The organism is Bradyrhizobium sp. McL0616, assembly GCF_049993385.1.
Lineage (GTDB): Bacteria > Pseudomonadota > Alphaproteobacteria > Rhizobiales > Xanthobacteraceae > Bradyrhizobium.
Map to the genome: position 1 here is coordinate 7,111,945 of NZ_CP188255.1, position 24,642 is coordinate 7,136,586.

Here is a 24,642-nt window from a genome sequence, read left to right on the forward strand (position 1 = left end):
ACCTGTCGTCGTGCAAGACACCGGCGGCAGGCTGACCGCGTCGACCTGCGGAAGGGGCGCGCACAAGGATGGACGAATACTACTTCGTCTGGATTCGCGGCCTGGATGGCCGTCCGAAGCCGCAGATCTGGGCCGCGGACCAATTTTCTGGCCCGGAATGGAAGTTCAGGCAGGTGATGGCCCGGCATGATCTCGATGCAAGGGCGCGCGGAATGGGGCTGGATCGCCTCGCGAAGCTTTTTCCCGCGCCGCCGGGTCTGGACGAGTGGGCCTAGGTTTCCGGCCGTAGAAGTCTAGAGATAGGGTTGATCGACGCGGCTCTGCGCCATCCAGACCTTCCAAGCGCCTTCATGCTTGGCGTAAAGCTCCAGCCAGCGCTTCTCACCGGGGGCAGGCTGAGAACCGCACTCAATCCATATTGCCTCAGTTCGACCGCCATCCGACTCGCTATCGAGCCGTTCGAACTCAAAGGTCTCCTCGAGCGTAAGACCGATCAGAACGCGCCTGCCAATCGCATCGACAAAATACCGCCGCGGCGCATTATTGTTCCTGAAGCCAGTCATGGCGCTCCTCTTTCGCGATCGACGGACCGCTCAAGCCATCAAGACGATAACCGCAGGCCCGAACGAACGCTGACAGGCCTTCATTAGCAGCGCGTCTGCCGCCTCTATTCGGGCCCCGAACATTCTCATCTTCGAGTTGTGTCGAGATCATGATGACGGTCGCTGATTTTGTCGTCAGGGGCGGGAATTTTTGAGCAGCACCGTGCTCGTGTTCTGATCGTTCGCATCAACCGACGACCCAGAAGAAGAACTTCACCGACAGCAGGACGATGAAATAGACCCACACGGCCATTGCGATCAGCGCGATACTGAAGAAAATTCCCTCGAAGGCCCGTTCTCTCATCTTCGCAAAAGGCATAGCTGACAGTGCTTTTTGAAGCATCTCGATCTTCTTGTCTGTTCGTATCGTTCACACGATCATAGCCGAACGAATTCGACGATCTCGTGACGGACGCAGGCGAGAAACGTCCGCTGCGCATGCGATCTCCCTCGCAGTATCGCTCTTCAACGAATTTTGAATCGATGCGCCGTGCGGCATCGAACAACGGAACGGTTTTTTTCATGACGGGCTTGAACGAAATTTGATCCAATTTAAGACTTGCAACTTTCACGCGATCTCGTCTCCGCGGCCTGCGAGGATTTCGAAAGCGGAAGACCGAGAGATGGTTCCGCGGCGACCAGACTGGTGGCAGAACATCCTCGATGGCGGCTACCGTCACACGCGGATCGGACTCGGCTGACGAAAACCCCGGAGTTATACGGAGCCCTCCGCGCCGATTTTATCCCGGTAAGGTTGAGCAGTTAGCTTAATCCGCGTTGTTTGTTGCGAAGTCTCACCAATCGAATATCCGTCTCCGCACCGGGCTTCCCCCAAGGGCCCGGCCCCACCCAAGCAAAGCCGTCGAGCGCCATGGGTCCGCTTGGCGGCTTTGTCGTTGTGTCGATGCGAGAGGATCATTTCGGTTATGGCGCGGAAGCCCTGGTCGTTCAAGGAAGACCGCCGGCTCATGGAGCTGGCCAAGTCTTCGACGTCGCTGGAAGACGCGGCGAAGCAGCTCGGACGCTCGCCCGACGCGATCAAGCGCATGGCCTTGCGTCTCGGCCTGGCGCTGAAGTCGAAGGCCGGCAAGAAGAGCTAGCGGGCGTACACGACAATTCGTGGACGCGGGCGCCTCCCGTCATCACCTGATGAATCGAAGCCGCCAAACGACGCATCCCGAACGCTTCGGCGCTCTCGATCTCTCCACGCGCGGATGTTAGACTATCCAACGATGAAGATTGAACGTCATCTCTTTTTGGCGGAGAACGGTCGCTTGATTGGCCTCGGTATCCGCTCGACAGTCTGTTGGAGGATTGCACCATGTTGTTCCGCGCACTCGCCGTAGCTTTGCTCCTGAGTCTGCCTTCGGTGGCGTCGGCGCAAGTTCCCGTGCGGTTCGGATTCCCGAACGGGGCGCCATGGTGTGCGTTTGGCTTCGATTGCCGATTCCTGAATTTCCACGAATGCGCGGACAGGATCTATGATCCCGCACGCAACTGCCTCAAGAATCCATACTTCGCAGCCCGCTGGCCGACCAACGTCGACAAAGGTTGGTCCTACAATCGGCGTTGACCGTCGCGCCGCCCTACGCACATAAGCGGAACTCTCGGCCCGCCTCAGCATTGTTCCGGAAAGGCATGCTGGAGGCGAAGGCCGTCATGGCAAACTCTTTCCTTGTTATGGTGTCCATTTGGTTCGCCATGAACATCTTGTTCGTGGCGTGGAGGCTGTGGGTTACGAGGCCGGACGGCTGGGAAATTGGCGCCCGCCCTCACCAGCTCTGTCCCATCGGCGTGAGATGGCATTTGCGTCGTCGCATCTGACGTCATCCAGACAAACGATCGCGACCGGGACCCTCGCTGATCCCTGTCGAATGCTCCGTGAACTTCGGTTTACACGGCCGCAAGCGCGATGGCCTTAAACCCTATTTTAGCGGCTCTGAGGTAGAGTCCGGGTAACCCTCTCTTAACCTCCGCGGGCCGGATGAAAGCAGCACGGCCGAAATTGTCATTCGCAGCGCTCGTGCTTGCGGGCATGGCGACGTTCGGCCTTGCCGGTCACATCGCCGCGACGCGATTCATCCATGATCAGCAAGCACGCCAGCTCGACGGGCTGACCGAAGTCGTGCTGCGCCGATCCGAATTCGCCATCGACTTTGCCACCGCGAGCCTCGACGACTTGGCCGGCCGCGGGCTCGCCACATGCGATGCGGCCTCGCTCCAGGCGATCCGCCTCCACGTCTATCAGCGCTCGACCGTGAAGGACGTCCGTCTCGTCAATTCCGACGGCTCGGTGATCTGCTCGGCCTATTCGGAGACGCTCGAATTCGACAAGGGCTGGGTCGATCGGACGGACATGCTCGCCTCGCGCGATTCCAAGCTGATGCTGTTCCGCGTCGAGCAGTTCGGCGGCGACGCGCTTGGCGTGCTCAGGGACATCGGCGACAAGAAGGCGCTGGTCGCCATCCTCGGCATCAATTCCAGCCTGTTCGACATCATGCCGGCCGAGTTGCGCGCCCGCGGCGAGGTTCTCCTCGCGCTCACGAACGGCGCACAGCTCGGCGAGTTCAGGCTCGACGCCGACAAGGCGCTGGCGCATCCGGCCGATTTCGAAAAGAGCTCGGCGCGCTATCCGCTGCGTACCGTCATCCGCGTCGACAAGGCCGTACTGTCGACGTGGAACAGCGAGGCCTATTGGCCGGCGCTGGCAGTCTCGCTCGGCCTCGGCGCCCTGTTCGGCCTCCTCCTGGCGCGGACCCGGCGCATGGAAGGCCCTGTCGCCGATCTCGATCGCGCGCTGGCGCGCGGCGAGTTCAAGCCCTATTTCCAGCCGATCTTCGATCTTCGGACCGGCGAGATCAGGGGCTGCGAGATCCTGGCGCGCTGGCTGCGCGAAGACGGCACGGTGGTCCCGCCGATGAATTTCATTCCGCTGGCGGAATCCAGCGGACGGATCGAAGCCATGACCTGGCAACTGCTCGGCCGCGCGCTGGCCGACCTCCAGCCTCACCTCAAGGCCGACAAGGATTTCAAACTCTCGCTCAATGTCGTGCCAAAGCACATCCTGGGCACAGGCTTCGTCGAAACGCTGCGCAGCAACGTCGCCGCGGCGCGGGTTTCGGCGCGGCAGATCGTGCTCGAGGTGACCGAGCGGGACGAGCTCGAGGATCTCGCGCGCGCCGCAGCCGTGGTGGGCGAGCTGCGCGACTACGGCTTCCGCGTCGCCATCGACGACGTCGGCGTCGGCCATAGCGGACTGTCGCGGCTGAAGGGCCTCGGCGCCAACACGATCAAGATCGACAAGTTCTTCGTCGACACCATCACGGTGGACGCCTCGACCACGACGATCGTGGAGATGCTGGTGGCGCTCGCCAAGGACTTCCACATGACGGTGATCGCGGAAGGCGTCGAGACCGAGGAGCAGGTCCGCGCGCTGATCTCGTGCGGCGTCGAAGAGGGACAAGGCTATCTCGTCGCCGCGCCCCTGCCCTTTGCGAAGTTCAGCGAGTTGATGGCGTCGCGGCGTACGGCGATTGCCGTCGCAGCTCCGGTCGACGACGCCGCGCTGGTGGCTTGACCGACCCAACAGGCCCGAATTCGGACAGCTCGGCGACAGGCAGTCATGAACGCTGCATCGGCGATGTGCGCACCTTAACGATATTCTCGCTTTCGAGAGCGGCACGCCGACAGAGCTGCTATGATGCGGCAATGCGCCGAAACCATCTTATCGCGGCCGCGGCCATCTGCCTCGCGCTGATCGTCTATGCCACGCTTGCCAAGCTTGCGGGCAGGCCGGCGCTCATGGGCCATGCCGAAGCCTATTGGGTCGTCGTCATCGAGCGCTTCAGCGCCTACGGCCTGCTGGGCTTCCTGCTGTCCTTCCTGCTGCCGGGTCGCTTCAAGCTGGCCTGCGCGTTCGTGATCGCCGTCGCAGCCGGGCTCGAATTGTTGCAGGCGCTGACGCCCGACCGCGATCCGGGGTTCCTCGACGTGCTGCAAAAGGCGGCTGGCGGCACCGTCGGTGTCATCCTCGCCCAGACCATTCTGGCGTTCCTGCCCAGACCACCGTCCTGACGCCTGTCGCGTCAAGTCACATCGCGGGCGCGATGTGCGGACAAATCCGACAGCCTATTTCGTCATCTGACCGCGCAGCTCGCCACCCGGATTGGCCGCGGTATGGATGTTCGCATACCATTTGCCGGACAGCAGATCGGCAGCCTGCGCCTCGGTGAGGGTCGCCGTGCCCTGGATTGGGGTTTGCGCCGATTTGAACGGGAGCGCGATGCCGGCATTCTTGCCGGCCTCGCTGGGTCCATGGAAATGCGCGCCCAGCGCGGGACCAGTCAGACCGGCATAAGTGACCGTGTAGGTCAGGACCTTCGTATCGGTGTCGAAAGCCGCCTCGGCCTTGCCGGAGCCGGAGCTCGCATTGGGCGGCACCTCGTTGCTGCCCTTGAGCTCCCCCTGCAACTTAATCACTTCGGCACGGACCGCCGTCACGAGAAGAACCGGGAGCGCAAAAACCAACACCCCCGCAAGGCACGCGGCTCTCTTCATGGCAATCTCCCAGCCTGGATTCTGTTAGTTTCGACCTGATCCGATGTGAAACACCAGAGGCCGCACCAAATTCCGGCTGGGTGAGTATGCCTGATTCGACCGAGGCCGACTGCGGCAGCGGCGGAGTTACGCCACGCCGCGCGTGAGGCTCGCCGGATCGGCCGTGAGAACCCCGGACATCTGCCGATGGGTTTCCCGCAGCGCCGCAATCGCATGATCGAGATCGAATTCGGTTTCGCGAATGGTCTCGAAGAACCGGGCCATCAAGGCTGGGTTCAACTTGACGCGGGTGTTTCCATCGCGGCTCTTGCGGCGATCGAGCGACAGGTGCAGCGCCTGCACCCTGGCTTCGGCAGCGCTACAGCCGCTGAGTGTCGCGAGTTCGTCGTATGTCATCCAGATCTGAGGCATATCCCTGTCCGCCTTTTGTTATGGGCCGCAACCTAGATTTGACATCTAAAAGCACTCTTGCCGCAGTGCCGTCGCGACATGCTTTCGCGATAACAGCGTCAACGCAAAGCTAAAGAGCGGGAAGCGTCAGGACAAAGGCGTCCTGGGCGGCGCGAACGGATGGTGCGGCCGCGATCGGCTGTCGAGGCCCTTGGGCAATTTGTCGGCATTGAGCTTCACGACCGCGCATTTGGCGTCTGCCGCGGGCGTATCTTCCTGGCTGTAGATCAGCGTCGCCTCGAACTTGATATCAGGCGCCTCCTTGGCCGTCCCCGTGCAGGTCGCCACCGCACCGCTGCACACACCCGTGAGATTGACCTCGACCTCGTCCGGACCGAACACGCTGGGATTGCCCTCGGCATGCCGTTTCACGGTCAGGACAGCCGTGAAGCGTTGCTGATCGACCTGGTAGGAGCCGCCATAGGTGAAGAAGCTATCGCGGCCCGAAATTCGCCCCTCGGTTAAATCGACGAGGCCAGTGCCCTGACCACGCGAGGTTCTGAACCAGGCAGCGTATTTGCCGTCTCTCAGCATGAAAAAACATCCGCCGTACAATTCAAACGTATTTGCAGCCAACTCTTGGGCGCGACAATGACTGTTGCGGCGCGCATTCCGTCACGGTTAATGCCGTGCAAAGCCAATTCCTCAAATTGCCTGCGCCGCGCGCGATGCAGGCAGCAGCGTCAGAACAGATCTATGCCATCGTCCGCGGGTTCGAACCCGTGGCGGTCTGACACGGCGTATCCAGTAACGCTTTGCTACGGCACCGTTTTCTGCCATCACCGGTTTGAACCTCTTCCTGCTAGAGTGCACCAATAACAAGAGTGAGTCTGATCACACGCGCCTGCCGCAACCTCTGCTAACGTTGCGGCAGGACGTGGATCAGTCGCGTATCGTTCGAATTGGATCGGAAAGCCCATGAGAAGCCTGATCGGCGCCATTGCCGGCGTGTTTTGCCTCGCGGCCCCCGCTCTCGCGGAGACGCCGGCCGCGATCGTCGAGGACGTCCAGGGCAAGGTCGACGGCGTCGAGTTCATGGACTATGTGGCGCCCGGCAAAATCATCAAGCTCGGCCCCAAGGCAGGCATCACACTCAGCTATCTCAAATCCTGCCTGCGCGAGACCATCAGCGAAGGCGTCGTCCTGGTCGGCGCCGAGCAGAGCACCGTACAGCTCGGCAACGTGCAGCGGGTCAAGGTGCCCTGCGACGCCAATGCGGCGCAGCTCTCCGAACGCGAAGCAAACCAGAGTGCGGCAACCACGTTCCGCACCATGCGGTCCGACGCCAAGGGCACGCCGTCGAAGCTGCCGACGATCTACGGCACGGCGCCGCTGATCCAGGCCAAGAGCGGCAGCACGCTGGTGATCGAGCGCACCGACGGCAAGGAGCCCACGATCAGCGTGCCGCTCAAGAGCGACTTCATGGTTGGTGGCAAATTCTATGATTTGACCAGGGCCGGGAAGTCGCTGACCCCCGGCGGCACCTATCTCGCGACGCTCGGCGCCAAGCACTATGCTTTCCAGGTCGATGCCAGCGCCACCTCGTCGCCGACGCCGATCGTCGGCCGCCTGTTGCGGCTTGAATAGAGAGCCTGCGACATCGCGATGCGGCGGATCGGCAGGCGGGACATCGTTGCGGCGATCCTGATTGCGCTCGTTACGGGCGCGATCTTCACGTCGCCCCCGCTTCAGACGCTGCAAGGCCTTTCGCTCGACATCCTCACGGCCTTGCGCTGGAAGCTGATCGGCGATCGCCGCGATCCCGCGACATCGCCGGTCGTCGTGGTGGCGATCGACGGCGAGACCTACGACACCCCGCCCTTCAAGGGATCACCGACTCAGACCTGGACACGCGAGATCGCCCGCGTGCTCGGCAGCATCACCGAAGGCGGCGCCAAGGTGATCGGCTTCGACGTGATCTTTCCGAGCTCGATCGAGCAGTCAGAGATTCCCTTCGGCGACTCACCGCTCGGCACCCGCATGAAAGGGTTTGACCGGGATTATCTCATCGCCTTGCGGAAGCTGTCCGACAGCGGCAAGCTGGTGCTCGGCGAGATCCTGAGCAACGACCATCCAGACACACCCTACCCCGCACAGCGCCTCGCGGTGAAAAACTATGTCCGTGCCCTCAACGTCCACACCGACCCCGACGACGTCATCCGGCGGATGCCGCTGAGCTTTTCCATCGACGGCAAGCCGGTCCCTGCAATGGCCGCCGAGCTCGCCGCGCGCGCGCTCGGCGCAACGCCAGAGACTGGGCCATCCGGCGTGTCTGGGTTGTCGAGCTATGCCATCCCGAGCGCGGTGCCCAACACGCTGACGCTCAACTTCCGCGGCATGGGCCGCGACGTCCCAGCCTATTCCTTCGCCGATTTGCGCGCCTGCGCCGAGAAGGGCGACCACGACTTCTTCCGCCGCGCCTTTGATGGCAAGGTCGTGCTGCTCGGCACCATCCTGAATTTCGAGGACCGCAAGCTCACCTCGATGCGGCTGTCCGGCGGATATGACGGAACGCCGGCGGCGCGGTGCGCCGTGCCCGCGCCGGCGGGCGCCGCACAAAAGGCGCGCAGCGAGATCGCCGGCGTGTTCGTTCATGCTGCGGTCGTGCGCAATCTGATGGATCAGGATGGGGTGACCGAGCTCGGCTTCCCCACGCGAACCATTCTGACAATTGCCTTCGCGGCGATCGTCGCACTGGCGGCGTGCCTACTGGCGCCGACGGGAGCTGCGATCACGTGGCTCGCGCTTGTCGCCATCTATGCGGGTATCGCCCTTGCCCTGTTCGATCGTGCGGTCGCGCTGCCCCTGACCGAGCCCGTGGTCGCGGGTCTCACCGCGCTCGCGATGATGATCGGCTACCGCTTCATCATCGCCGATCGGGAGGAGCGTTTTCTGCGAAAGAGCTTCGCGTTCTACCTCGCGCCCGAGGTGATCAACAGCATGGTCGCGTCCGGCAATATGCCCGTACTCGGCGGCGAAATGCGCAACATCACCATGTTCTTCTCCGACCTCAGCGGCTTCTCCTCGATTGCGGAGAAGATGACGCCGGGCGAGCTGGTCGCGTTGATGAACGACTATCTGTCCGCGATGACCGACATCATCGAAAGCCATGGCGGCTATGTCGACAAATATATCGGTGATTCCGTCGTCGCGATGTTCGGCGCGCCGGCCGACGATCCTGATCATGCCCGGCACGCGGTCGCGGCCGCGCTTCAGTGCCGCGACCGGCTGGCGGAGCTCAACCACGGCCATCCCGCGTTCCAGGGCCGCGGCCTCGCCCACCGCATCGGACTGAACAGCGGTGAAGCCGTGGTCGGCAATATCGGCTCGCACCGGCGCTTCAACTACACCGTCATGAGCGACACCGTGAACCTCGCCTCGCGGCTCGAAGGTGCCAACAAATATTTTGGCACGACGATCATGGCCTCGGAAATGACAATGAGCCAAAGCCATGGCGCCTACACCTGGCGCGAGCTGGACACGGTCAGGGTGCAGGGGCGTGACGAGCCGATCCGGGTGTACGAGCCGCTGGCCGACATGAACCAGGAGACGCAAGAGCAAGCCCTGCGCGCGTCCGTTTACGCCAAGGGACTTGCGTGCTGGCGAGCCCGTGACTTCGCGCAAGCCGCCGATGTGTTCGAAAGTGCGGCCGGCGACGATCCGCCGTGCAGATATTTTGCCAGGCGCGCCCGGGCAATGGCGGCTAGTCCGCCACCAGCAGACTGGACGCCGGTGAATACGCTGGAAGGGAAGTAGCGCCGCCCTAAAACGGCAGCCCGACATAATTCTCCGCGAGCAACCGCTGCGCCGTCTCGGACGAGACCAGATACTCCAGCTCTGTCTGCTGAAGCCTGTCTTCGTACTCGGAACGGTCGGGGAAGCGGTGCAGCAGCATCGTCATCCACCACGAGAAGCGTTGCGCCTTCCATATCCGCGCCAGTGCCTTGGCTGAATAGCCCTTGAGCCCGGAATCGTCGCCGTGCTGATAATGCGCGAGCATGGCGTGGTAGAGATAGTAGATGTCGGAAGCGGCGCTGTTCAGCCCGCGCGCGCCGGTCGGCGGCACGATGTGCGCGGCGTCACCGGCAAGGAACAGGCGGCCGTAGCTCATCGGCTCCGCGACGAAGCTGCGCAGGGGCGCGATGCTCTTCTCGATCGACGGCCCCGTGATCAGGCGCGCAGCAACGTCGTCCGGCAGACGACGCTTCAGCTCGGCCCAGAACGCATCGTCCGACCAGTCCTCGACCTTGTCGGTGAGCGGCACCTGGACGTAATAGCGGCTCAACACTCGCGAACGCAGCGAGCACAGCGCAAAGCCGCGCGCATGCTTCACATAGATCAGCTCCGGCGATACGGGTTTGGTGCGCGACAACACGCCAAGCCAGCCGAACGGATAGACTTTCTCGTATTCCCGCAGCACATCCTTCGGGATCGACTTACGGCTGACGCCGTGAAAACCGTCGGCGCCGACGACGTAATCGCAATCGACGCGGATCGTTTGCCCATTAGAACGGTAGGTCACGTACGGCCGGTCCGACGTCAGTTCGTGCGGCGTCACGTCCTCGGCGTTGTGCACGACCTTGCCACTGAGCCGATCCCGCGCCTCGTAGAGGTCGCGCGTCAGCTCGGTCTGGCCGTAGACCAGCACCGAATTGCCGCCGGAATGTTTGTGCAGATCGATGTGCGAGAGAACCCCGTCATGGGCGATCTCGAATCCGTTGTGGATCTCGCCCTCGCGGTCCATCCGCTCGCCGCACTGCGCCTCGCGCATCAGCTTGGCAAAGCCATGCTCGAGCACGCCGGCGCGGATGCGGGCCAGCACGTGGTCGCGGCTGTATTTCTCCAGCACGACGGTGTCGATGCCCTTGAGGTGCAGGAGCTGGGACAGCAGCAGCCCGGACGGCCCGCCGCCGATGATACAGACCTGCACTTTCATTTTTCCATCCTCCCGTCGACGCAGTTTTTGCAGAATCATCTCTGCAAACCGATGGAGGGTTTCGCCTTTGTCTTGTACAATTCGAACATGAGAACCGCAGCCCCAGCCCCGGCGATCCGGGTCTACAATCTGTTCGGCGAGTCCGGCGACCTGCCGGACGTCGTGCACTGCGAGACGATTGCGTCCCGCTCGGTGCTGCACGACTGGACGCTCGCCGTGCACCGCCACGCCCGGCTGCACCAGGTGCTCTTGATCGAGCGCGGCGGCGGCGAAGCAACGCTCGACGGACGCGTGGTGCCGCTGAAGCCAATGCAGATCGTCAACGTCCCGGTCGGCCACGTCCACGGCTTCCGCTTCGTGCCCGGCACGCAGGGCTGGGTGCTGACCATCGCCGCGGAAATCCTGGACGAGGCGCTGCTCGCTGCCGAAGGCCTGCGCGGCGCGCTGTCACGATCGGCCGTGGTACGCGGCACGCCGCAGATCCGTATCACCATGAAGCAAATATTTGCCGAGCATGCTGCGCGCAATTTCGGCCGCGCGCATGTGCTGCGCGCATTGTCGGCGGCCATGATCGGACTTGTGGCGCGTGTGCTCACGAGCGAAAGCGGCCGCCATGGCATCGCGGAGTCCGGCCTGTTCCGCCGCTTCGAGGCCCTGCTCGAACAGCATCATCTGGAGCGCTGGACCGTTGCAGATTACGCCGAGGCGCTGTCGATCACGCCGACCCATCTCAACCGGGTGACGCGCGCGGCGACCGGCGACACTGCTTCGCATCTGATCCTGAACCGGCTGATCCGCGAGGCGCGCCGGAACCTCGTCTATACCAACCTTCCGGTCTCGACGATCGCCTACGCGCTCGGCTTCGAGGACCCCGCCTATTTCAGCCGAGTCTATGCTGCAGCTACCGGCCTGTCGCCGCGCGACTTCCGCGCGCAGCTCCATCGCGGAGAATAGCAGGCCTGGACCAATTCAGGAGCCGAACCTCCGACGATAGTCCTGCGGCGCGGTGGCAAGCACGCGCAAAAAACTGCGGCGCATGGTTTCCTCCGAGCCGAAGCCGCAGCGCTGGGATATCCTCTTCACCGGCAGCCGTGTCTCGGACAGCATTCGCCGCGCAGCCTCAACCCGAAGCCGCTCGATCGCACGCAGCGGCGTCAAGCCGGTGGCGCGCGCATAATGCCGGCTGAAACTGCGTTCGCTCATCCCGGCCTGACGCGCGAGTCTTGGCAACGACAGGTCGCCGGCCAGATGCGTGTCGATCCAGTCGTGCAGCGCGCCGAATTCGTCCTCGGCCGATTGCAGCGACAGCGCCTCGCTGAACTGCGCCTGACCGCCCGGCCGCTTGAGGAAGACGACGAGATAGCGCGCCACCGCAAGCGCCGTGGTGCGGCCCAGATCCTCTTCCACCAGCGCCAGCGCGAGGTCGATGCCGGCCGTCACCCCCGCCGACGTCCAGATCGTGCCGTCGCGCACGAAAATCGGATCGGACTCGACGCGCACGGCGGGGAAGCGGCGCGCGAGCTCGGCGCAGTACGACCAATGTGTCACCGCGCGCCGCCCGTCGAGCGCGCCCGATGCGCCTAGCAGAAATGCGCCTGTGCAGACCGACGCCACGCGCCGCGCCTTATTCACGCGCCGCCGCAGCCACTCCAGCAGCGCCGGATCGGCCGCGGCCAAATCAACGCCCGGGCCACCTGCGACCATCAGCGTGTCCAGCGCGCTTGCGCCGCGCGGAAGCGGCTCTGTTGCAATCTCCAATCCCGACGATGCCGTGACGCGCGCGCGGTCTTTCGCCACCACCCGAAGGATGTAGGGCGGCGTTCCGCCCCCCTCTACGATCTGCTCGTTGGCGGTCGCGAACACCTGGAGCGGCCCGGTGACGTCGAGCAACTGCACGGCTGGGTAGGCCAGCATCTCGATCACGCGAACGGCGCTGCCCCGGCCGGAGGCGCGCGTTTCGCGTGCGACGGAATTTGGCGGGAAACGAGGGGACTTTGGCATCTCAGCCACAGCGTGCCCCGTTAGGTTATTGCTGTCCAGCTTCGAATTGAGAGCAAACCCATGATCCCGCACGAGACGCACCTGCACATCGGATCCCTGCTGTTCGACGGCCTCGACCAGATCGATCTGACCGGTCCCTTCGAAGTGCTGTCTCGCATTCCGAATACGACCTATCGCATCTACGCCAAAACGACCGAACCGGTTCGCGACGTCAGAGGCCTGCGGTTGACGCCGGATGCAACGTTCAACGACGCTCCCCGGCTCGATGTGCTTCATGTGCCGGGCGGCTTCGGCCAGGAAGGCGTGATGGAGGACGACGAGGTCCTGTCCTGGATCGAGCGGCAGGCTGCGGGCGCGCGCTGCGTATTCTCGGTTTGCACCGGCGCCTTGCTTCTCGGCTCGGCGGGATTGCTCCGGGGACGGCGGGCGACGACCCACTGGGCTTCATTTCACCTACTGCCACTGTTCGGCGCCATTCCTGTCAACGAGCGGGTTGTCATCGACGGCAACTGGATCTTTGCCGCTGGCGTCACGGCCGGCATTGACGGGGCCCTCCGGCTCGCGGCCGAGCTACGCGGCGACGACGTCGCGCGCGTAATCCAGCTCTACATGCAGTACGCGCCGGAACCGCCGTTCGACAGCGGCACGCCGGAGCGTGCCCCCGGCCTGATCCTCAACCAAGCGAGGCGTGCCGTGGCCGACATCACCGCGCAACGGGAGGCGACCGCCCGACGCGTGGCCGCGAGGCTCGGGATCGCCACCGCGAGCGGCTAGTTCGCAAGACCTCACACTCAACAAATCAACGGAGAGACCATGAGCACGAAAACCTTCACCAAAACCGCGCCGCCGGAATGGCTGCTCGCGATGTGGAAAGAGATCGACGACAAGACTTTTGGCAAGGGCTTCGACTGTTTCGCCGAAGACGCGATCTGCAATCTCGGCGTCGCCGATTGGCACGGCCGCGAGGCGATCCGCAGCAATTTGCGGCAGTTCATCGACCGCGGCTTCACCGCGCTGCACGACGTCGTCGAGTTCTGGGATAGCCCCGGGCTCAAGATCTTTCACGGCAAGGTCGCGATGCGTTTCGACGACCCGAACATTGCGCCGGTGCGACCGACGATGGCCCATTTCTTCTACATGGACGAGAAGGACCCCACCAAGGTCAAGCGCTGGATCGGAGCAGTGGGGCCGACCGGCTTCTAGCCCGCGCGTTGCGACAACAGGATCGGCCCCAACTTCGGATGGGGCCGATTCATTTTGGGCGGGACGAATCAGACGTCGAAGAACATCGTCTCGTCCGGCCCCTAAAATTGGTCGCAAAGGAGGAGCGACCTTCCCGGCGCGCGCGTCGTTCGAAAATCGAAGGCGACCGTAGCCGGGATCTGGCCAATTTGGACCGGACCCGCCGTTATTTCCGGCCATCTACTTACCTTCGTATAGAGCGTCCAACCCTTTGGATAAGGTCCGTTTACCTCCGTACGATTGAGCCTGGAATGCGCGCGCCTTAGCGTGGCTGCATTCGGCGCCCTGGCGCTGGTGGCACGGGACCTCCCTAACCTTGGCGCAAGACGGCCACACCCTGTCCGGTCGTCTGCGCTATTTTTTCAGCAAGCCATCGGCGACTTGCGTATTTCCCGGCCGACACAACGAGCCGAGATACCGTGCCTTGGCGACCGAACCTGCCGGCTTTCGTGCGGAACTGGAGATTTGTGCATAATGTCTCCGCTTGAGAAGATCGCACTCTTCATCGATGGCTCCAATCTCTATGCCACCTCCAAGGCACTCGGTTTCGATATCGATTACCGGCGTCTGCTCAGCGAATTTCGCGGCCGAGGTGTGTTGCTGCGGGCCTTCTACTACACGACCATCATCGAGGATCAGGAATACTCGTCAATCCGCCCGTTGATCGATTGGCTCGACTATAACGGGTACACCGTCGTTACCAAGCTTACCAAGGAGTTCGTCGACGCCACCACCGGCCGCCGCAAGGTGAAGGGCAGCATGGATGTCGAACTCGCCGTGACAGCGATGGAGCTCGCCGAGCACGTCGATCAAATCGTGTTGTTCTCGGGTGATGGGGATTTTCGGTCGCTGGTGGAAGCCGTGCAACGCCGCGGCGTCCGGGTGACCGTCATCTCCACGCTGACCAGCCAGCCGCCGATGATCGCCGACGAACTGCGCCGGCAGGCGGACATCTTCATTGATCTGGCGGAACTGAAGTCAAGAGTGGCGCGCGATCCGGCGGAACGGCCGGGATCGCGCGAGATGCGTCAACAACCACCGCAATCCACCGCGCGCGGAGCGATCAATCGAGGTGACCCGGTGGAATGATCCTGCAGGACGATCGGCGGACCGTCAGACGTCGAAAAACACCGTCTCCTCCGGCCCCTGCAAGTTGATCGTGAAGGAATACACGATCTCGCCCGCCCGTTCGCTGCGGGCAGCAATCAGCGTCTTGCGGCGCACCGGCGGCTCCACGAGATTGAGCACGGGATCGGCGGCATTCGCGGCTTCTTCGTCGGAGAAATAGAGCCGGGTGTTGAGCCCGATATTGATGCCGCGCGCGACGATCCAGATGTTGACGTAAGGCGCGCATTTACGGCCCGCCTTGTCGATGATCGCGCCCGGCTTGATGGTCTCGAACGTCACCAGCCCGCTCTCGAAATCGGAGCCGGCGCGGCCCCAGCCGCGGAAGTCTTCGCCCAGCGCGCCGGCCGAGCGATCGGCCGGATGGTGGTAGCGGCCGGCTGCGTTGGCCTGCCAGATCTCCAGCAGCACGTCGCGCAATGGCGTGCCGCTGCCGTCGATCACCTTGCCTTCAAGCGTGATGCGCTCGCCCGGCGTGGTCGCTGTCACCAGCACGTTGGAAAAGTTCTTCTCGAAAATGTCGAAGCCGGCCATGGCCGGGATCAGGCCGATATGGACGTAGGGCCCGGCGGTCTGCGAGGCGGTTTCCTTGAGATAGTTGAGCGGCTGCGGCATGGCTCAGTTCCCCTCAGTGCGGTTTTCGAAATAGGTGGAGCGCTGGCCACGCAGCACGATGTCGAAGCGATAGGCGAGCGAGTCGAACGGCGTCGAGGCGTTGAGGTCGAGCGGCGCCACCAGGCGGTCCAGCGCGTCCTTGTCCGGGATCGTCGTCAGAATCGGGCAGACCGGGATCAGCGGGTCGCCCTCGAAATACATCTGCGTGATCAGCCGCTGCGCAAAGCCCGAGCCGAACACCGAGAAGTGGATGTGGGCGGGACGCCAGCTATTGACGAAGTTGCGCCAGGGATAGGGCCCGGGCTTCACGGTGCGGAAATAATAATAGCCGGCGTCGTCCGTCAGCGCGCGGCCGCAGCCGCCGAAATTCGGATCGATCGGCGCCAGATAGGTGTCCTTCCTGTGCCGGTAGCGTCCGCCGGCATTGGCCTGCCAGAACTCGACCAGCGTGTTCGGAACGCCGCGGCCGGTCTCATCCAGCACGCGGCCGTGGACGATGATGCGTTCGCCGACGGGATCGCCGTCCTTGGCGTAGTTGCGGATCAGATCGTTGTCGAGCGGGCCGAGATCGTTGTGACCGAACACCGGCCCCGTGATTTCCGAGACCGAGTTCTCGATCGACAGCAGCGCCTGGCGGGGCGAGCGCAGCACCGAGGATTTGTAACCGGGCGCATGGGCCGGCGGATGAATAGTGCGGTCGCGCTGAAAGAAGCCGACGTCGCGAGGGCTGAACGGCTCGGGGCGGTTGAGGCGGGGATCCTGCAAGGCTGGCGCCTGGGCATTCATCGGCGTTGTCTCTCCCTGTAGCGCCCGGTTCCGGGCGCGGCTTATCGGGAGATCATGGACCGGTCTATTCCCCGGATAAATAGATCGATTATAATGAATTCCATGAAGAAAATCGATCATTTGGCACTGGACGGCCACGCCCTCGAACTCTTCCTGGCGGTGCTGGAGGAAGGCTCGGTGACGGCGGCGGCCACGCGACTCGGCCTGACGCAATCGGCTGTCAGCCACGCCCTGAACAAGCTGCGGCGGATCGCCGGCGATCCGCTGTTCGCAAAATCCGGCCGCGGCATCGTCGCGACCGCCCATGCCCATGCGCTGGCCGCGAAGGCGCGCGCGCTGATCGACGAGATGCGCAGCTTTGCCGGCGGCATCGTTTTCGAGCCGGCGCTTGCACAATTATCGCTGACGATTGCCGCCAACGATCTGCAGCGCGATCTCCTGCTGCCAAAGTTCTTCGATCATGTCTCCGCACAAGTAAAGAGCCTGAACCTGCGCGTGATCCCGTCGCAATCCCCCTCGCCTGCGATGCTGCGTGAGAACCGCTGCGACCTCCTGATCACGCCGCTTCCGCCGTCCGGCGTCGATATCGTGCAGAAGCGCCTGCTGAGCGATCATTACGTCTGCTACTTCGATCCCAAGGCGCGCACCGCGCCGGACAGCCGCAGCGCCTATCTCGCGGCTCGCCACGTCACCGTGGTCTATACCGACAATGAGCGGCTCGACTTCGATCGTCGGCTTGCTGCCAACGGCTTCCACCGCGACATCGCCATCTCCGTGCCGAGCTTCTCCGGCGTGCCGTCCTTCCTGCGCGGCTCGCAGATGCTGGCGAGCATGCCGAGCCTGCTGGCGTCCGGCGTGATGCGCGGATTCGGGCATGTGCCAATTCCGCTTGCTTCACGCACAAGAACGCTGGCCGAGCTGCCGATGTTCATGGTCTGGCACCAGCGTTATCAGAAGGACCCCGCACATCGCTGGATTCGCGCACAACTGGAGTCCTTAGCTGCAACAGCCAGTGCGTGAGTTTGACGCGCTGATTGCGAACGGCGGTTCACGTCAGAACTATTGGCTGCACCACGAAGACTAAGCTAAAATTTGGTTCGACGTGCGAAGGGAACGCCAACGGCGTTCGGAAGGGTCTCGTGAAGTCCAGCGTGTGCCTTCTGACAGCCTGCGATTCCGTTCAGAGGCCGCTGGCAGATTTTACACTTCCCCGCATGAAGGCCTTCGCGGCGGCTCATGGGTATGAGCAGCGCTTCGTTCACGGCAACGACTGGGAGCGTCCACGCGGATGGCTGAAGATCCAGGCGATCCGCACGGCTCTCGACGGCAATTTCGACTTCGTGCTCTGGATGGACGTCGATGCCATCGTGCTTCGCAACGATGTCGACGTCAGGACGGCCGCGGTGGATGATGCCCATCTGCACATGGCCTGGCACGGTCCGGAAACGTCCGAGATCATGGCCGCCGATTTCGTTCCGCACTTCAACTCAGGCGTCATGCTGATCCGTGCGAACGACTGGTCGCGCGCATTCTTCAAGCGGGTCTGGGAGATCGGCCAATTGCCGCATCCCTGGTTTGACCAGGCGACAATACTGCACGCACTCGGTTACGATGGTTGTCTGGGGCTCGGACCGGATCGCCCGGACGAGCCGAACCGGTCCCGTCTCGCGCGTCTCGATACCGCCTGGAATTCGATACCCGGCCTCGCCACCGCACCGGATCCGATCGTTCACCACTATGCCGGGATCAGCAATCCGTCGACGCGGCTCAAGATGGTCGAGGCGGATGCACTGACGGCGTCGATGCGCGAACGGCTCAACGCCGATTTGCGTCAGGCAATCGCCCGTCAGTTCGGCCAGTGGCGCGAGGACGCGGCCATGCGCGACTGGGTCACAGGGGAGCGGGATTCCGCGCTGGCCGAGCGGTACGAAGTCCTGTCGGAGCGGGATCAGGCGCGGGCGCAATTGGCGGCGGTCCAGAACTCCACTTCCTGGCGGGTGACCGCGCCGCTGCGCTGGACCCGGGAATTGTTTCAGCGGCGGTGATAGCAGTGCTTCGCCGGCTGCCAGGCGGTGGCCAGCCCTACGCCAAACCCACTGGTTGGGCAGCGGCGGCCACGCTAGAATTATCCCATGACAGTGACCGACATTGCGAGCCGGACCTACAATCACAGCTGGCGGCTGGATCCCATCATCCGCAGCCTGCTTGATACCGACTTCTATAAACTATTGATGTTACAAATGATTCGGGAGAACTACCCGAGTCAGCAGGTGACTTTCTCGGTCATCAACCGCTCGCGCCATGTGCGCCTTGCCGAGATCATCGACGAGGGCGAACTGCGCGCCCAGCTCGACCATGCCCGCACCATCCGTTTCACCAAGAAGGAGCTGATCTGGCTTGCCGGTAACACCTTCTACGGCAAGACCCACATGTTCTCGGCGGACTTCATCCGCTGGCTCGCAGAATTCCGCCTTCCCGAATACGAGCTGCGCAAGGTCGAGGGGCAGTACGAGCTGCATTTCCATGGGCCCTGGACCCACACCACGATGTGGGAGATCCCGGCGCTTGCCATCCTCAATGAGCTGCGCTCGCGCTCGGCGATGAAAGGCCGCGGCCGCTTCGAGCTCGACGTGCTCTATGCCCGCGCCAAGGCCAAGCTGTGGACCAAGGTGGAGCGGCTGCGCAAGCTCGAGAATTTGCGGCTGTCCGACTTCGGCACCCGCCGCCGCCACGGCTTCCTGTGGCAGCGCTGGTGCGTCGAGGCGGTGAAGGAAGGCCTGGGTTCGTCCTTCATCGGGACTTCCAACGTGCTGCTCGCAATGGACAACGATCTCGAGGCGATCGGCACCAACGCGCACGAGCTGCCGATGGTGGCGGCCGCGCTCGCCAGGGATGACGAGGAATTGCGTTGGGCGCCCTATCGCATCCTCGACCAGTGGCGGCAGACCTATGGCGGCAATTTGCTGATCGCCCTGCCCGACGCTTTCGGAACCAAAGTTTTCCTGCGCGATGCGCCGGAATGGGTCGCTGACTGGACCGGCTTCCGCCCCGACAGCGCGCCGCCGATCCAGGCTGGCGAGGAAATCATCAAATGGTGGGAATCGAAGGGTCGCAACCCCAGGGACAAGCTGCTGGTGTTCTCAGACGCCATGGACGTCGGCTCGATCGAGGAGACCTATCACCATTTCGGCGGCCGGGTGCGGCTCTCGTTCGGCTGGGGCACCAACCTCACCAATGATTTCGTCGGCTGCCCGCCGGATGGCTCGATCAATCTCGATCCCATCTCGCTGGTCTGCAAGGTGACGTCGGTCGACGGACACCCAGCCGTCAAGCTCTCTGACAATCCGGAAAAGTCGACCGGCATGCCCTCCGAGATCGAGCGTTATTTGCGGGTGTTCGGCGATGCCGGCCGGGTGCGCAAGCCGGTGCTGGTCTAGCGCCAGGCTCAATTTCTCTCGATCGGGCAAATTGCACGGAACGATTCCGAGGCATCGGCTCGCTCATACAGCGCCAATTCCGGCTGTCGAAGACGCGATGCGGCGCGAGGCTGACACTTGCCGCAGTCATGAACGATACGACGCGCCGGGTCACTTGAGCAGGAGATAGCGGACCGGATTGTCGTCGCACTGGCCCGCTCCACACTCCAGCACGGTGGACAGGAGATTTGCGGCAATCAACAATGCGAAGATCGCGAACAGCGCGTTCGATGCCAGCCCGTTCATGGACGCGTCTCCGCCGACGTCCCGTTTGCCCGCGACATCCTTCAGGACGAAGACAAGCGCGACGTAGCACACGACGCCTACCGCCGCGATCAGCGCCCAGGTGTAGAAATGCAAACCAAACAGCGTCGAGCCGTATCCGGGATCGCCCGGGGCCAGATGCAGCGACATTTGCCGGATCGAGATAAAGCCGGTGACGAGGCTGCCGATGAGAACCATCGCATAGTGCGACGCACGTTCCCCGATGCGCAGGTTGAACAGAAACCCGATGCCGATCGCGATGAACCCGGCCCGTTGCAGCAAGCAAAGCGGACAGGGCAGCTCGCCGAGCGCCAGTTGATAATAGAACGCCACCGTCAGGACCAACGAGATCCCAAACAGCCCAAGCATATTCAGTATCGCGGCGGGTGACCGTCGTTCGTTCATCTTCGTCGTGTCCATGTCTTGCGCGATCAGAACGAAAATCTCAGCGGATCGGTCGCGTGGTGGAAGAACCATGCGACCGTGACGACGACTGTTGCGCTCCAAAGCAAATACCCCAGTCCCGCGCGCGAACGCCAGACGCAGCCGCAACCCACGAGCGCCAGCAGGAAAGGCAGAAACATGTACATCCGCGTCGGCTCCTCGGGCGATTCGCACCCTGCGTAAACGGGGCGAGAGACACATACATCTCTCCGCGATTCGGCGCTTCCCGTCGGCACCGCCGCGTCGTTCAAGAGCCGGCTTCGCTGCGCCGCTCCTGCGCATAGCGCACCAGCGCCGCGAAGCGATAGATGCCGTGCACAAACTTGCCATAGGGCATGGTGATGAACAGCGCGAACACCGCGCCAAGATGCAGCGCCAGCAGCGGCCCCATGGCGGCAGTCTCTCGCAGGATCAGAAGCGCGAGGCCGGTGAGGCCGGTCAGGAACAGCATGGCGATGAAGCCGACATCCATGCCGTAGCGGTGCTCGTCGAGCAACTCGGGGGCACGGCGCGATTTAGCGATGAACAATCCAATCGGTCCCACGATGAGGCCGAGGCCGCCGAGCGTGCCGAGCACGACGGGCAGATCCCACCAAGGATACGGCGCCTCGCGGCCCCAGAGATAATGATACAGAGTGGCCACCGACGTTGCGGCAAAACACAGCAGGAAGCCGTAGAAGGTCAGGTGATGATAGAGCTTGCGTCGGTCGGTAGGCCGCTCGTCCTCATTGTTGCAGCCGACCCCGCCGCCATGGAGATAGCGCAGCTCGCCGGCATCGCGGATCGCCTGAAAGATCGAGCCACCGTCGGCGCGTCCCCCGATCGGCGTGCCGATGTCGCGCCAGAAGGCGCGCACGCTCATCACCAGCGCGAGGATCGCATAGAGGAAGGCAGCGCTGAACAGTGCGGCCATCGCGTTGTGCGGCATCAGTCTGTAGAACGCGCCCGGCCCGGTGTGAACGCCGAACAGCACGCTGCGGTCGTTCAAGGCCGCAAAGCCGAAGATGAAGGCGGCCATGCTGAGCGCGGCGACGACGCTGATGACGAGGCCGTTGCGCGCAAAGGCGCCGGACAGCTCCTGCGGCCACGCATAGGCCGCATAGGACTCGGCGCGCGCGATCGCCAGCGTCTGCGGAACGTTGACGTTGAATTCGTGCGGCGGCGAGAACTGACAGTCGACGTAGCAGGCGCCGCAGGAATGGCAGAGATTGGCGAGATAGTTGAGGTCGCCGTCGGAGAAGGCACGGCGCATCTCCATCGCCGGAAACACCGCGCACAGACCCTCGCAATAGCGACAGGAATTGCAGACCGTCATCAGACGGTCGGCCTCGTCCAGAATTCTAGTTCCGTGCATGTTTCGCCGCTTCCCGTCCTGCGATCCGCCCGAACACGCTGCCGATGGTCATGCCTATGCCGGCCGCATAGCCCCTGCCAAGCACGTTGCCGGCCATGATCTCGCCGGCCGCAAACATATTGGCCGACGGCTTGCCGTCCGCCATCAGCATGCGCGCCTCCTTGGTCACGCGCGTGCCGAGATAGGTGAAGGTGATGCCGGGCCGCACCGGATAGGCGAGATAAGGCGGCGTCTCGATCCGCCGCGCCCAATGCGTCTTCTGCGGCGTGATGCCTTCGGTGCGACAATCGTCCAGAATGGTGTGGTCGAAGGTGCCGGGCCGCACCGCGGCGTTGAATTCGGTGATCGTCTTTTCCAGCGCGGCCGGATCGAGCGTCAGCTTGGCGGCGAGCTCGGCAATCGTCTGCCCGGCGATCGGCGGGAACAGCGTCGGCATGAACGAGGTGACGACGGTCGAGTCGAAGATGATGTAGGCGATCTGGTCGGGCTGCGCCGCGACGAGCCGGCCCCAGATCGCGTAACGCTTCGGCCAGATGTCCTCACCCTCGTCGTAAAAGCGCTGCGAGTGCTTGTTGACGACGATCCCGAACACGACGGAGTCGTGGCGCGTGATGATGCCGCCGTCGAATTTCGGTGCGCGGGCATCGATCGCGACCGCGTGGCACTGGGTGGGATCGCCGACCTCCTGCACGCCCTTGGCGAGCAGCATTTTCAGGATCGTGCCACGGTTATAGGGCGTGCCGCGGATCAGGAAATTATCGGCGGCATCACCCCAATATTGCTTCAGCCATTCGATGTTGGCCTCGAACCCGCCGGCCGCGGCAACCAGCGACGTCGCGCGGATCTCGGTCTCGCTGTTGATCGGCCGCTTGAGGCGGGCGGCGAGGAACATGCCGTCCTCGATCACGAGGTCGGTGACCTCGGCGTCGTATTCAACGTCGACGCCGAGCCGTTCGGCGGTCAGATACAGCGCGTTCAGCATCGCCCGGCCGCCGCCGAGAAAGAAGGAATTGGTGCGGCCGAGGCTCAGCGTGCCACCGAGCGACGGCTGCCAACGCACCCCCTGCTCCACGATCCAGTTCAGGATATCCTTGGACTCGCTGATCATGTGGCGGGCCAGCACCTCGTCGGTCTGCCCGCCGGTGACGCGCAGCAGATCCTCCCAAAACTCCTCCTCGGTGTAGGGGCCGGTGAGGATTTCAGTGGCCGCGTCATGGGCACAGCGCATGTTGCGGGTATGGCGGGTATTGCCGCCGCGGTAGAATTTTGGTGCCCCCTCGAGCACCAGCACCGACGCGCCGCCGCGCCGTGCCGCGATCGCCGCGCACAGCGCCGCGTTGCCGCCACCGATCACCAGCACGTCGTATTTGCTGCTCATGCCGTCTGCCTGATGGGACGAAGTTAGAGACATTCTGCGCGCAGGAGGCCCCGGTCAAGCCGGTCCGCTATTGCGTACTTTTGTATACAAAGATATACAGAACCCGCGCAAGCGGCATCTCTGCATGGGCAGGATGCGCATCGCGTTCAGAGGTCACGTGGCCAGACGCCCGGCAAAGGCAAGCGGATCGATCGCACGTGGCGGTGGCGTGGCGCTGGGCGAAGCGGTGTTCCGCTCGCTCTGCGAGGCGCTCCAGGCCGGCAGCTACCGCGCTGGCGACCGCCTGCGCGAGGAAGAAGTCGCGCAGAGGCTGAAGGTTAGCCGCACCCCGGTCCGTGAAGCCCTGGGCCGGCTCGCAGCGCGCGGCTTCGTCGAGCCCGCCGGAGGCCGCGGTCTGATCGTCCGCAATCTCGATATTTCCGAGATGCTCGAGCTCTACGCCATGCGCGAGATCATGGAAGGCGCCGCCGCGCGCCTTGCCGCCGAGCACGCCTCTGCGACCGAGGTCGACGCGCTCAGGGATATCGAGCAGACCTTTGTCGAGGCTTCCGAGACCGACGCCGCCGAGATGGCGAGACTGAACCGCGCCTTTCACGAGGCGATCTGCCGCGCCGCGCGCAACCGCTATCTCGACAATGCATCAGGCGAATTGCAGGACTGGATCGCCCTTCTCGGCCCCACCACGTTCACGGTGTCGGGCCGGCCCTCGACCAGCCATGGCGAGCACCAGGCCATCATCGACGCCATCGCCGCACGCGACGGCGACAAGGCCGAGCAGCTTGCCCGCGCGCATATCCGCGAGGCGCTGCGCTGCCGACTAAAATTGTTGCAGAAGCAGTAGCGCCCGAGCCTTACGCGACCACATCCGCGACGACCGCCTTCAACGCATCTCGCGCGTCGCCGGGTTTGAGCCGCACTTGCAAGCCGCGCTGGCCGCCATTAATATAGACCTGATCATGCGCGAGCGCGCTCTGCTCGATCACGGTGCTCACAGGTTTCCGCTGCCCAAACGGACTGATGCCGCCAACCTTGAAGCCAGTGACGCGCTCGGCTTCAGGCGGCTTCATCATCTGCGCCGACTTGCCGTTCACGGTGGCGGCGAGCTTCTTCATCGAGACTTCCTGGTCGGACGGAACGATCACGCAGACCGGCTTGCCATCGACCAGCGCCATCAACGTCTTCAGCACCCGCGCCGGGTCTTCGCCGAGCGCAGAGGCCGCTTGAAGCCCGATGCTTTCTGCGTCGGGATCATAGTCGTAGGTGTGGACGGTGAAGGCCATACCGGCGGCTGAAAGCGCACGGGTGGCTGGGGTGATTTTGGACATGATTCACATTTACCACCGTCATTGCGAGGAGCGAAGCGACGAAGCAATCCAGGATTTCCCCGCGGAGACGGTCTGGATTGCTTCGCT

28 protein-coding genes are annotated in these 24,642 nt (G+C 63.4%); 14 read left to right on the plus strand and 14 right to left on the minus strand.

Annotated features, from left to right (window positions below; genetic code table 11):
* Positions 1-68 precede the first annotated feature (68 nt).
* Entirely contained in the window at positions 69-275 is a 207-nt protein-coding gene (locus tag ACPPVR_RS34155; protein WP_426610914.1) for a hypothetical protein, read from the plus strand.
* Between the two features lie 18 nt (positions 276-293).
* Here ACPPVR_RS34155 and ACPPVR_RS34160 read toward each other — a convergent pair whose 3' ends face one another.
* Complete coding sequence (locus ACPPVR_RS34160; RefSeq protein WP_426610915.1) at positions 294-563, minus strand: hypothetical protein; 270 nt, start codon at positions 561-563, stop codon at positions 294-296.
* A gap of 226 nt (positions 564-789) precedes the next feature.
* Positions 790-945 (minus strand): hypothetical protein, encoded by a 156-nt coding sequence (locus ACPPVR_RS34165; protein ID WP_426610916.1) that lies wholly within the window; start codon positions 943-945, stop codon positions 790-792.
* 583 nt (positions 946-1,528) lie between these two features.
* Between ACPPVR_RS34165 and ACPPVR_RS34170 the strand changes: the two genes are divergently transcribed.
* From ACPPVR_RS34170 to ACPPVR_RS34180, 3 genes are all read left to right on the plus strand, one after another.
* Positions 1,529-1,702: a hypothetical protein gene (locus ACPPVR_RS34170; protein ID WP_426610917.1), complete on the plus strand. Its 174-nt coding sequence runs from the start codon at positions 1,529-1,531 to the stop codon at positions 1,700-1,702.
* A gap of 884 nt (positions 1,703-2,586) precedes the next feature.
* Positions 2,587-4,179, plus strand: a complete 1,593-nt coding sequence (locus ACPPVR_RS34175; protein WP_426610918.1) for an EAL domain-containing protein — start codon at positions 2,587-2,589, stop codon at positions 4,177-4,179.
* Between the two features lie 131 nt (positions 4,180-4,310).
* Entirely contained in the window at positions 4,311-4,676 is a 366-nt protein-coding gene (locus tag ACPPVR_RS34180) for a VanZ family protein (RefSeq protein ID WP_426610919.1), read from the plus strand.
* A gap of 54 nt (positions 4,677-4,730) precedes the next feature.
* On the opposite strand, the gene ACPPVR_RS34185 is transcribed toward ACPPVR_RS34180, so the two are convergent.
* The 3 genes from ACPPVR_RS34185 to ACPPVR_RS34195 form a co-directional block, all read right to left on the minus strand.
* Positions 4,731-5,159, minus strand: a complete 429-nt coding sequence (locus tag ACPPVR_RS34185; protein WP_426610920.1) for a CHRD domain-containing protein — start codon at positions 5,157-5,159, stop codon at positions 4,731-4,733.
* 126 nt (positions 5,160-5,285) lie between these two features.
* The gene (locus ACPPVR_RS34190) at positions 5,286-5,570 is read right to left on the minus strand and encodes a hypothetical protein (RefSeq protein WP_426610921.1); all 285 of its coding nucleotides are present in this window, start codon (positions 5,568-5,570) and stop codon (positions 5,286-5,288) included.
* 126 nt (positions 5,571-5,696) lie between these two features.
* Entirely contained in the window at positions 5,697-6,143 is a 447-nt protein-coding gene (locus ACPPVR_RS34195) for a hypothetical protein (protein ID WP_426610922.1), read from the minus strand.
* Between the two features lie 384 nt (positions 6,144-6,527).
* Here ACPPVR_RS34195 and ACPPVR_RS34200 point away from each other — a divergent pair, with 384 nt between their 5' ends.
* Both ACPPVR_RS34200 and ACPPVR_RS34205 read left to right on the plus strand, forming a co-directional pair.
* A complete protein-coding gene (locus tag ACPPVR_RS34200; RefSeq protein ID WP_426610923.1) occupies positions 6,528-7,196 on the plus strand; it encodes a hypothetical protein in 669 nt (222 codons plus the stop codon).
* 18 nt (positions 7,197-7,214) lie between these two features.
* Entirely contained in the window at positions 7,215-9,365 is a 2,151-nt protein-coding gene (locus ACPPVR_RS34205; protein ID WP_426610924.1) for a CHASE2 domain-containing protein, read from the plus strand.
* Positions 9,366-9,372: 7 nt separating this feature from the next.
* Here ACPPVR_RS34205 and pobA read toward each other — a convergent pair whose 3' ends face one another.
* Positions 9,373-10,545, minus strand: a complete 1,173-nt coding sequence (gene pobA, locus ACPPVR_RS34210) for a 4-hydroxybenzoate 3-monooxygenase (RefSeq protein ID WP_426610925.1) — start codon at positions 10,543-10,545, stop codon at positions 9,373-9,375.
* 51 nt (positions 10,546-10,596) lie between these two features.
* Here pobA and ACPPVR_RS34215 point away from each other — a divergent pair, with 51 nt between their 5' ends.
* On the plus strand, positions 10,597-11,499 hold the full coding sequence (locus ACPPVR_RS34215) for a helix-turn-helix domain-containing protein (protein ID WP_426616239.1): 903 nt from the start codon (positions 10,597-10,599) through the stop codon (positions 11,497-11,499).
* A 15-nt stretch (positions 11,500-11,514) separates the two neighbouring features.
* On the opposite strand, the gene ACPPVR_RS34220 is transcribed toward ACPPVR_RS34215, so the two are convergent.
* The gene (locus ACPPVR_RS34220; protein ID WP_426610926.1) at positions 11,515-12,546 is read right to left on the minus strand and encodes a GlxA family transcriptional regulator; all 1,032 of its coding nucleotides are present in this window, start codon (positions 12,544-12,546) and stop codon (positions 11,515-11,517) included.
* A 60-nt stretch (positions 12,547-12,606) separates the two neighbouring features.
* Here ACPPVR_RS34220 and ACPPVR_RS34225 point away from each other — a divergent pair, with 60 nt between their 5' ends.
* The 3 genes from ACPPVR_RS34225 to ACPPVR_RS34235 all read left to right on the plus strand — a co-directional run bounded on the left by ACPPVR_RS34225 (position 12,607) and on the right by ACPPVR_RS34235 (position 14,877).
* Positions 12,607-13,320 (plus strand): DJ-1/PfpI family protein, encoded by a 714-nt coding sequence (locus tag ACPPVR_RS34225; RefSeq protein ID WP_426610927.1) that lies wholly within the window; start codon positions 12,607-12,609, stop codon positions 13,318-13,320.
* Positions 13,321-13,359: 39 nt separating this feature from the next.
* Positions 13,360-13,749 (plus strand): nuclear transport factor 2 family protein, encoded by a 390-nt coding sequence (locus tag ACPPVR_RS34230; RefSeq protein ID WP_426610928.1) that lies wholly within the window; start codon positions 13,360-13,362, stop codon positions 13,747-13,749.
* A 513-nt stretch (positions 13,750-14,262) separates the two neighbouring features.
* Complete coding sequence (locus tag ACPPVR_RS34235) at positions 14,263-14,877, plus strand: NYN domain-containing protein (RefSeq protein ID WP_426610929.1); 615 nt, start codon at positions 14,263-14,265, stop codon at positions 14,875-14,877.
* Positions 14,878-14,901: 24 nt separating this feature from the next.
* Here the strand turns inward: ACPPVR_RS34235 and pcaG are convergent, their stop codons facing one another.
* Together pcaG and pcaH are read right to left on the minus strand one after the other, a co-directional pair.
* A complete protein-coding gene (pcaG, locus tag ACPPVR_RS34240) occupies positions 14,902-15,528 on the minus strand; it encodes a protocatechuate 3,4-dioxygenase subunit alpha (RefSeq protein ID WP_426610930.1) in 627 nt (208 codons plus the stop codon).
* A 3-nt stretch (positions 15,529-15,531) separates the two neighbouring features.
* Positions 15,532-16,314 (minus strand): protocatechuate 3,4-dioxygenase subunit beta, encoded by a 783-nt coding sequence (gene pcaH, locus ACPPVR_RS34245; RefSeq protein ID WP_426610931.1) that lies wholly within the window; start codon positions 16,312-16,314, stop codon positions 15,532-15,534.
* A gap of 93 nt (positions 16,315-16,407) precedes the next feature.
* On the opposite strand from pcaH, the gene ACPPVR_RS34250 reads away from it, so the two are divergent.
* From ACPPVR_RS34250 to pncB, 3 genes are all read left to right on the plus strand, one after another.
* Entirely contained in the window at positions 16,408-17,334 is a 927-nt protein-coding gene (locus ACPPVR_RS34250; protein ID WP_426610932.1) for a LysR family transcriptional regulator, read from the plus strand.
* A gap of 194 nt (positions 17,335-17,528) precedes the next feature.
* Positions 17,529-18,359 carry a putative nucleotide-diphospho-sugar transferase gene (locus ACPPVR_RS34255; protein WP_426610933.1) on the plus strand — a complete coding sequence of 277 codons (831 nt, stop codon included), beginning with the start codon at positions 17,529-17,531 and terminating at the stop codon, positions 18,357-18,359.
* A gap of 87 nt (positions 18,360-18,446) precedes the next feature.
* The gene (gene pncB, locus ACPPVR_RS34260) at positions 18,447-19,751 is read left to right on the plus strand and encodes a nicotinate phosphoribosyltransferase (protein WP_426610934.1); all 1,305 of its coding nucleotides are present in this window, start codon (positions 18,447-18,449) and stop codon (positions 19,749-19,751) included.
* A gap of 150 nt (positions 19,752-19,901) precedes the next feature.
* Here the strand turns inward: pncB and ACPPVR_RS34265 are convergent, their stop codons facing one another.
* The 4 genes from ACPPVR_RS34265 to tcuA all read right to left on the minus strand — a co-directional run bounded on the left by ACPPVR_RS34265 (position 19,902) and on the right by tcuA (position 23,230).
* Positions 19,902-20,474: a disulfide bond formation protein B gene (locus tag ACPPVR_RS34265; RefSeq protein WP_426610935.1), complete on the minus strand. Its 573-nt coding sequence runs from the start codon at positions 20,472-20,474 to the stop codon at positions 19,902-19,904.
* Positions 20,475-20,485: 11 nt separating this feature from the next.
* Entirely contained in the window at positions 20,486-20,644 is a 159-nt protein-coding gene (locus ACPPVR_RS34270; protein ID WP_426610936.1) for a DUF5993 family protein, read from the minus strand.
* A 101-nt stretch (positions 20,645-20,745) separates the two neighbouring features.
* Positions 20,746-21,852: a tricarballylate utilization 4Fe-4S protein TcuB gene (gene tcuB, locus ACPPVR_RS34275; protein WP_426610937.1), complete on the minus strand. Its 1,107-nt coding sequence runs from the start codon at positions 21,850-21,852 to the stop codon at positions 20,746-20,748.
* The gene (gene tcuA, locus ACPPVR_RS34280) at positions 21,839-23,230 is read right to left on the minus strand and encodes an FAD-dependent tricarballylate dehydrogenase TcuA (RefSeq protein ID WP_426610938.1); all 1,392 of its coding nucleotides are present in this window, start codon (positions 23,228-23,230) and stop codon (positions 21,839-21,841) included. Before tcuA ends, tcuB begins: the two co-directional genes overlap by 14 nt.
* A 157-nt stretch (positions 23,231-23,387) precedes the next feature.
* On the opposite strand from tcuA, the gene ACPPVR_RS34285 reads away from it, so the two are divergent.
* A complete protein-coding gene (locus ACPPVR_RS34285) occupies positions 23,388-24,071 on the plus strand; it encodes a GntR family transcriptional regulator (protein ID WP_426610939.1) in 684 nt (227 codons plus the stop codon).
* Positions 24,072-24,081: 10 nt separating this feature from the next.
* Here the strand turns inward: ACPPVR_RS34285 and ybaK are convergent, their stop codons facing one another.
* Positions 24,082-24,555, minus strand: coding sequence for a Cys-tRNA(Pro) deacylase (ybaK, locus tag ACPPVR_RS34290; protein WP_426610940.1), 474 nt, complete (start codon positions 24,553-24,555; stop codon positions 24,082-24,084).
* Positions 24,556-24,642 lie beyond the last annotated feature (87 nt).

Excerpts from the sequence above, each read along its gene's own strand:
- ACPPVR_RS34230 (WP_426610928.1), top strand. The coding sequence starts at position 13,360 with ATGAGCACGAAAACCTTCACCAAAACCGCGCCGCCGGAATGGCTGCTC.
- ACPPVR_RS34235 (WP_426610929.1), top strand. The coding sequence starts at position 14,263 with ATGTCTCCGCTTGAGAAGATCGCACTCTTCATCGATGGCTCCAATCTC.
- ACPPVR_RS34175 (WP_426610918.1), top strand. The coding sequence starts at position 2,587 with ATGAAAGCAGCACGGCCGAAATTGTCATTCGCAGCGCTCGTGCTTGCG.
- ACPPVR_RS34155 (WP_426610914.1), top strand. The coding sequence starts at position 69 with ATGGACGAATACTACTTCGTCTGGATTCGCGGCCTGGATGGCCGTCCG.
- ACPPVR_RS34180 (WP_426610919.1), top strand. The coding sequence starts at position 4,311 with ATGCGCCGAAACCATCTTATCGCGGCCGCGGCCATCTGCCTCGCGCTG.
- tcuB (WP_426610937.1), bottom strand. The coding sequence starts at position 21,852 with ATGCACGGAACTAGAATTCTGGACGAGGCCGACCGTCTGATGACGGTC.
- pncB (WP_426610934.1), top strand. The coding sequence starts at position 18,447 with ATGACAGTGACCGACATTGCGAGCCGGACCTACAATCACAGCTGGCGG.
- ACPPVR_RS34270 (WP_426610936.1), bottom strand. The coding sequence starts at position 20,644 with ATGTACATGTTTCTGCCTTTCCTGCTGGCGCTCGTGGGTTGCGGCTGC.
- ACPPVR_RS34255 (WP_426610933.1), top strand. The coding sequence starts at position 17,529 with ATGAAGGCCTTCGCGGCGGCTCATGGGTATGAGCAGCGCTTCGTTCAC.
- pcaH (WP_426610931.1), bottom strand. The coding sequence starts at position 16,314 with ATGAATGCCCAGGCGCCAGCCTTGCAGGATCCCCGCCTCAACCGCCCC.
- ACPPVR_RS34215 (WP_426616239.1), top strand. The coding sequence starts at position 10,597 with ATGGAGGGTTTCGCCTTTGTCTTGTACAATTCGAACATGAGAACCGCA.
- ACPPVR_RS34185 (WP_426610920.1), bottom strand. The coding sequence starts at position 5,159 with ATGAAGAGAGCCGCGTGCCTTGCGGGGGTGTTGGTTTTTGCGCTCCCG.
- ACPPVR_RS34190 (WP_426610921.1), bottom strand. The coding sequence starts at position 5,570 with ATGCCTCAGATCTGGATGACATACGACGAACTCGCGACACTCAGCGGC.
- ACPPVR_RS34225 (WP_426610927.1), top strand. The coding sequence starts at position 12,607 with ATGATCCCGCACGAGACGCACCTGCACATCGGATCCCTGCTGTTCGAC.
- ACPPVR_RS34205 (WP_426610924.1), top strand. The coding sequence starts at position 7,215 with ATGCGGCGGATCGGCAGGCGGGACATCGTTGCGGCGATCCTGATTGCG.
- pcaG (WP_426610930.1), bottom strand. The coding sequence starts at position 15,528 with ATGCCGCAGCCGCTCAACTATCTCAAGGAAACCGCCTCGCAGACCGCC.
- ACPPVR_RS34195 (WP_426610922.1), bottom strand. The coding sequence starts at position 6,143 with ATGCTGAGAGACGGCAAATACGCTGCCTGGTTCAGAACCTCGCGTGGT.
- pobA (WP_426610925.1), bottom strand. The coding sequence starts at position 10,545 with ATGAAAGTGCAGGTCTGTATCATCGGCGGCGGGCCGTCCGGGCTGCTG.
- ACPPVR_RS34220 (WP_426610926.1), bottom strand. The coding sequence starts at position 12,546 with ATGCCAAAGTCCCCTCGTTTCCCGCCAAATTCCGTCGCACGCGAAACG.
- ybaK (WP_426610940.1), bottom strand. The coding sequence starts at position 24,555 with ATGTCCAAAATCACCCCAGCCACCCGTGCGCTTTCAGCCGCCGGTATG.
- ACPPVR_RS34170 (WP_426610917.1), top strand. The coding sequence starts at position 1,529 with ATGGCGCGGAAGCCCTGGTCGTTCAAGGAAGACCGCCGGCTCATGGAG.
- tcuA (WP_426610938.1), bottom strand. The coding sequence starts at position 23,230 with ATGAGCAGCAAATACGACGTGCTGGTGATCGGTGGCGGCAACGCGGCG.
- ACPPVR_RS34200 (WP_426610923.1), top strand. The coding sequence starts at position 6,528 with ATGAGAAGCCTGATCGGCGCCATTGCCGGCGTGTTTTGCCTCGCGGCC.
- ACPPVR_RS34160 (WP_426610915.1), bottom strand. The coding sequence starts at position 563 with ATGACTGGCTTCAGGAACAATAATGCGCCGCGGCGGTATTTTGTCGAT.
- ACPPVR_RS34265 (WP_426610935.1), bottom strand. The coding sequence starts at position 20,474 with ATGGACACGACGAAGATGAACGAACGACGGTCACCCGCCGCGATACTG.
- ACPPVR_RS34165 (WP_426610916.1), bottom strand. The coding sequence starts at position 945 with ATGCTTCAAAAAGCACTGTCAGCTATGCCTTTTGCGAAGATGAGAGAA.
- ACPPVR_RS34250 (WP_426610932.1), top strand. The coding sequence starts at position 16,408 with ATGAATTCCATGAAGAAAATCGATCATTTGGCACTGGACGGCCACGCC.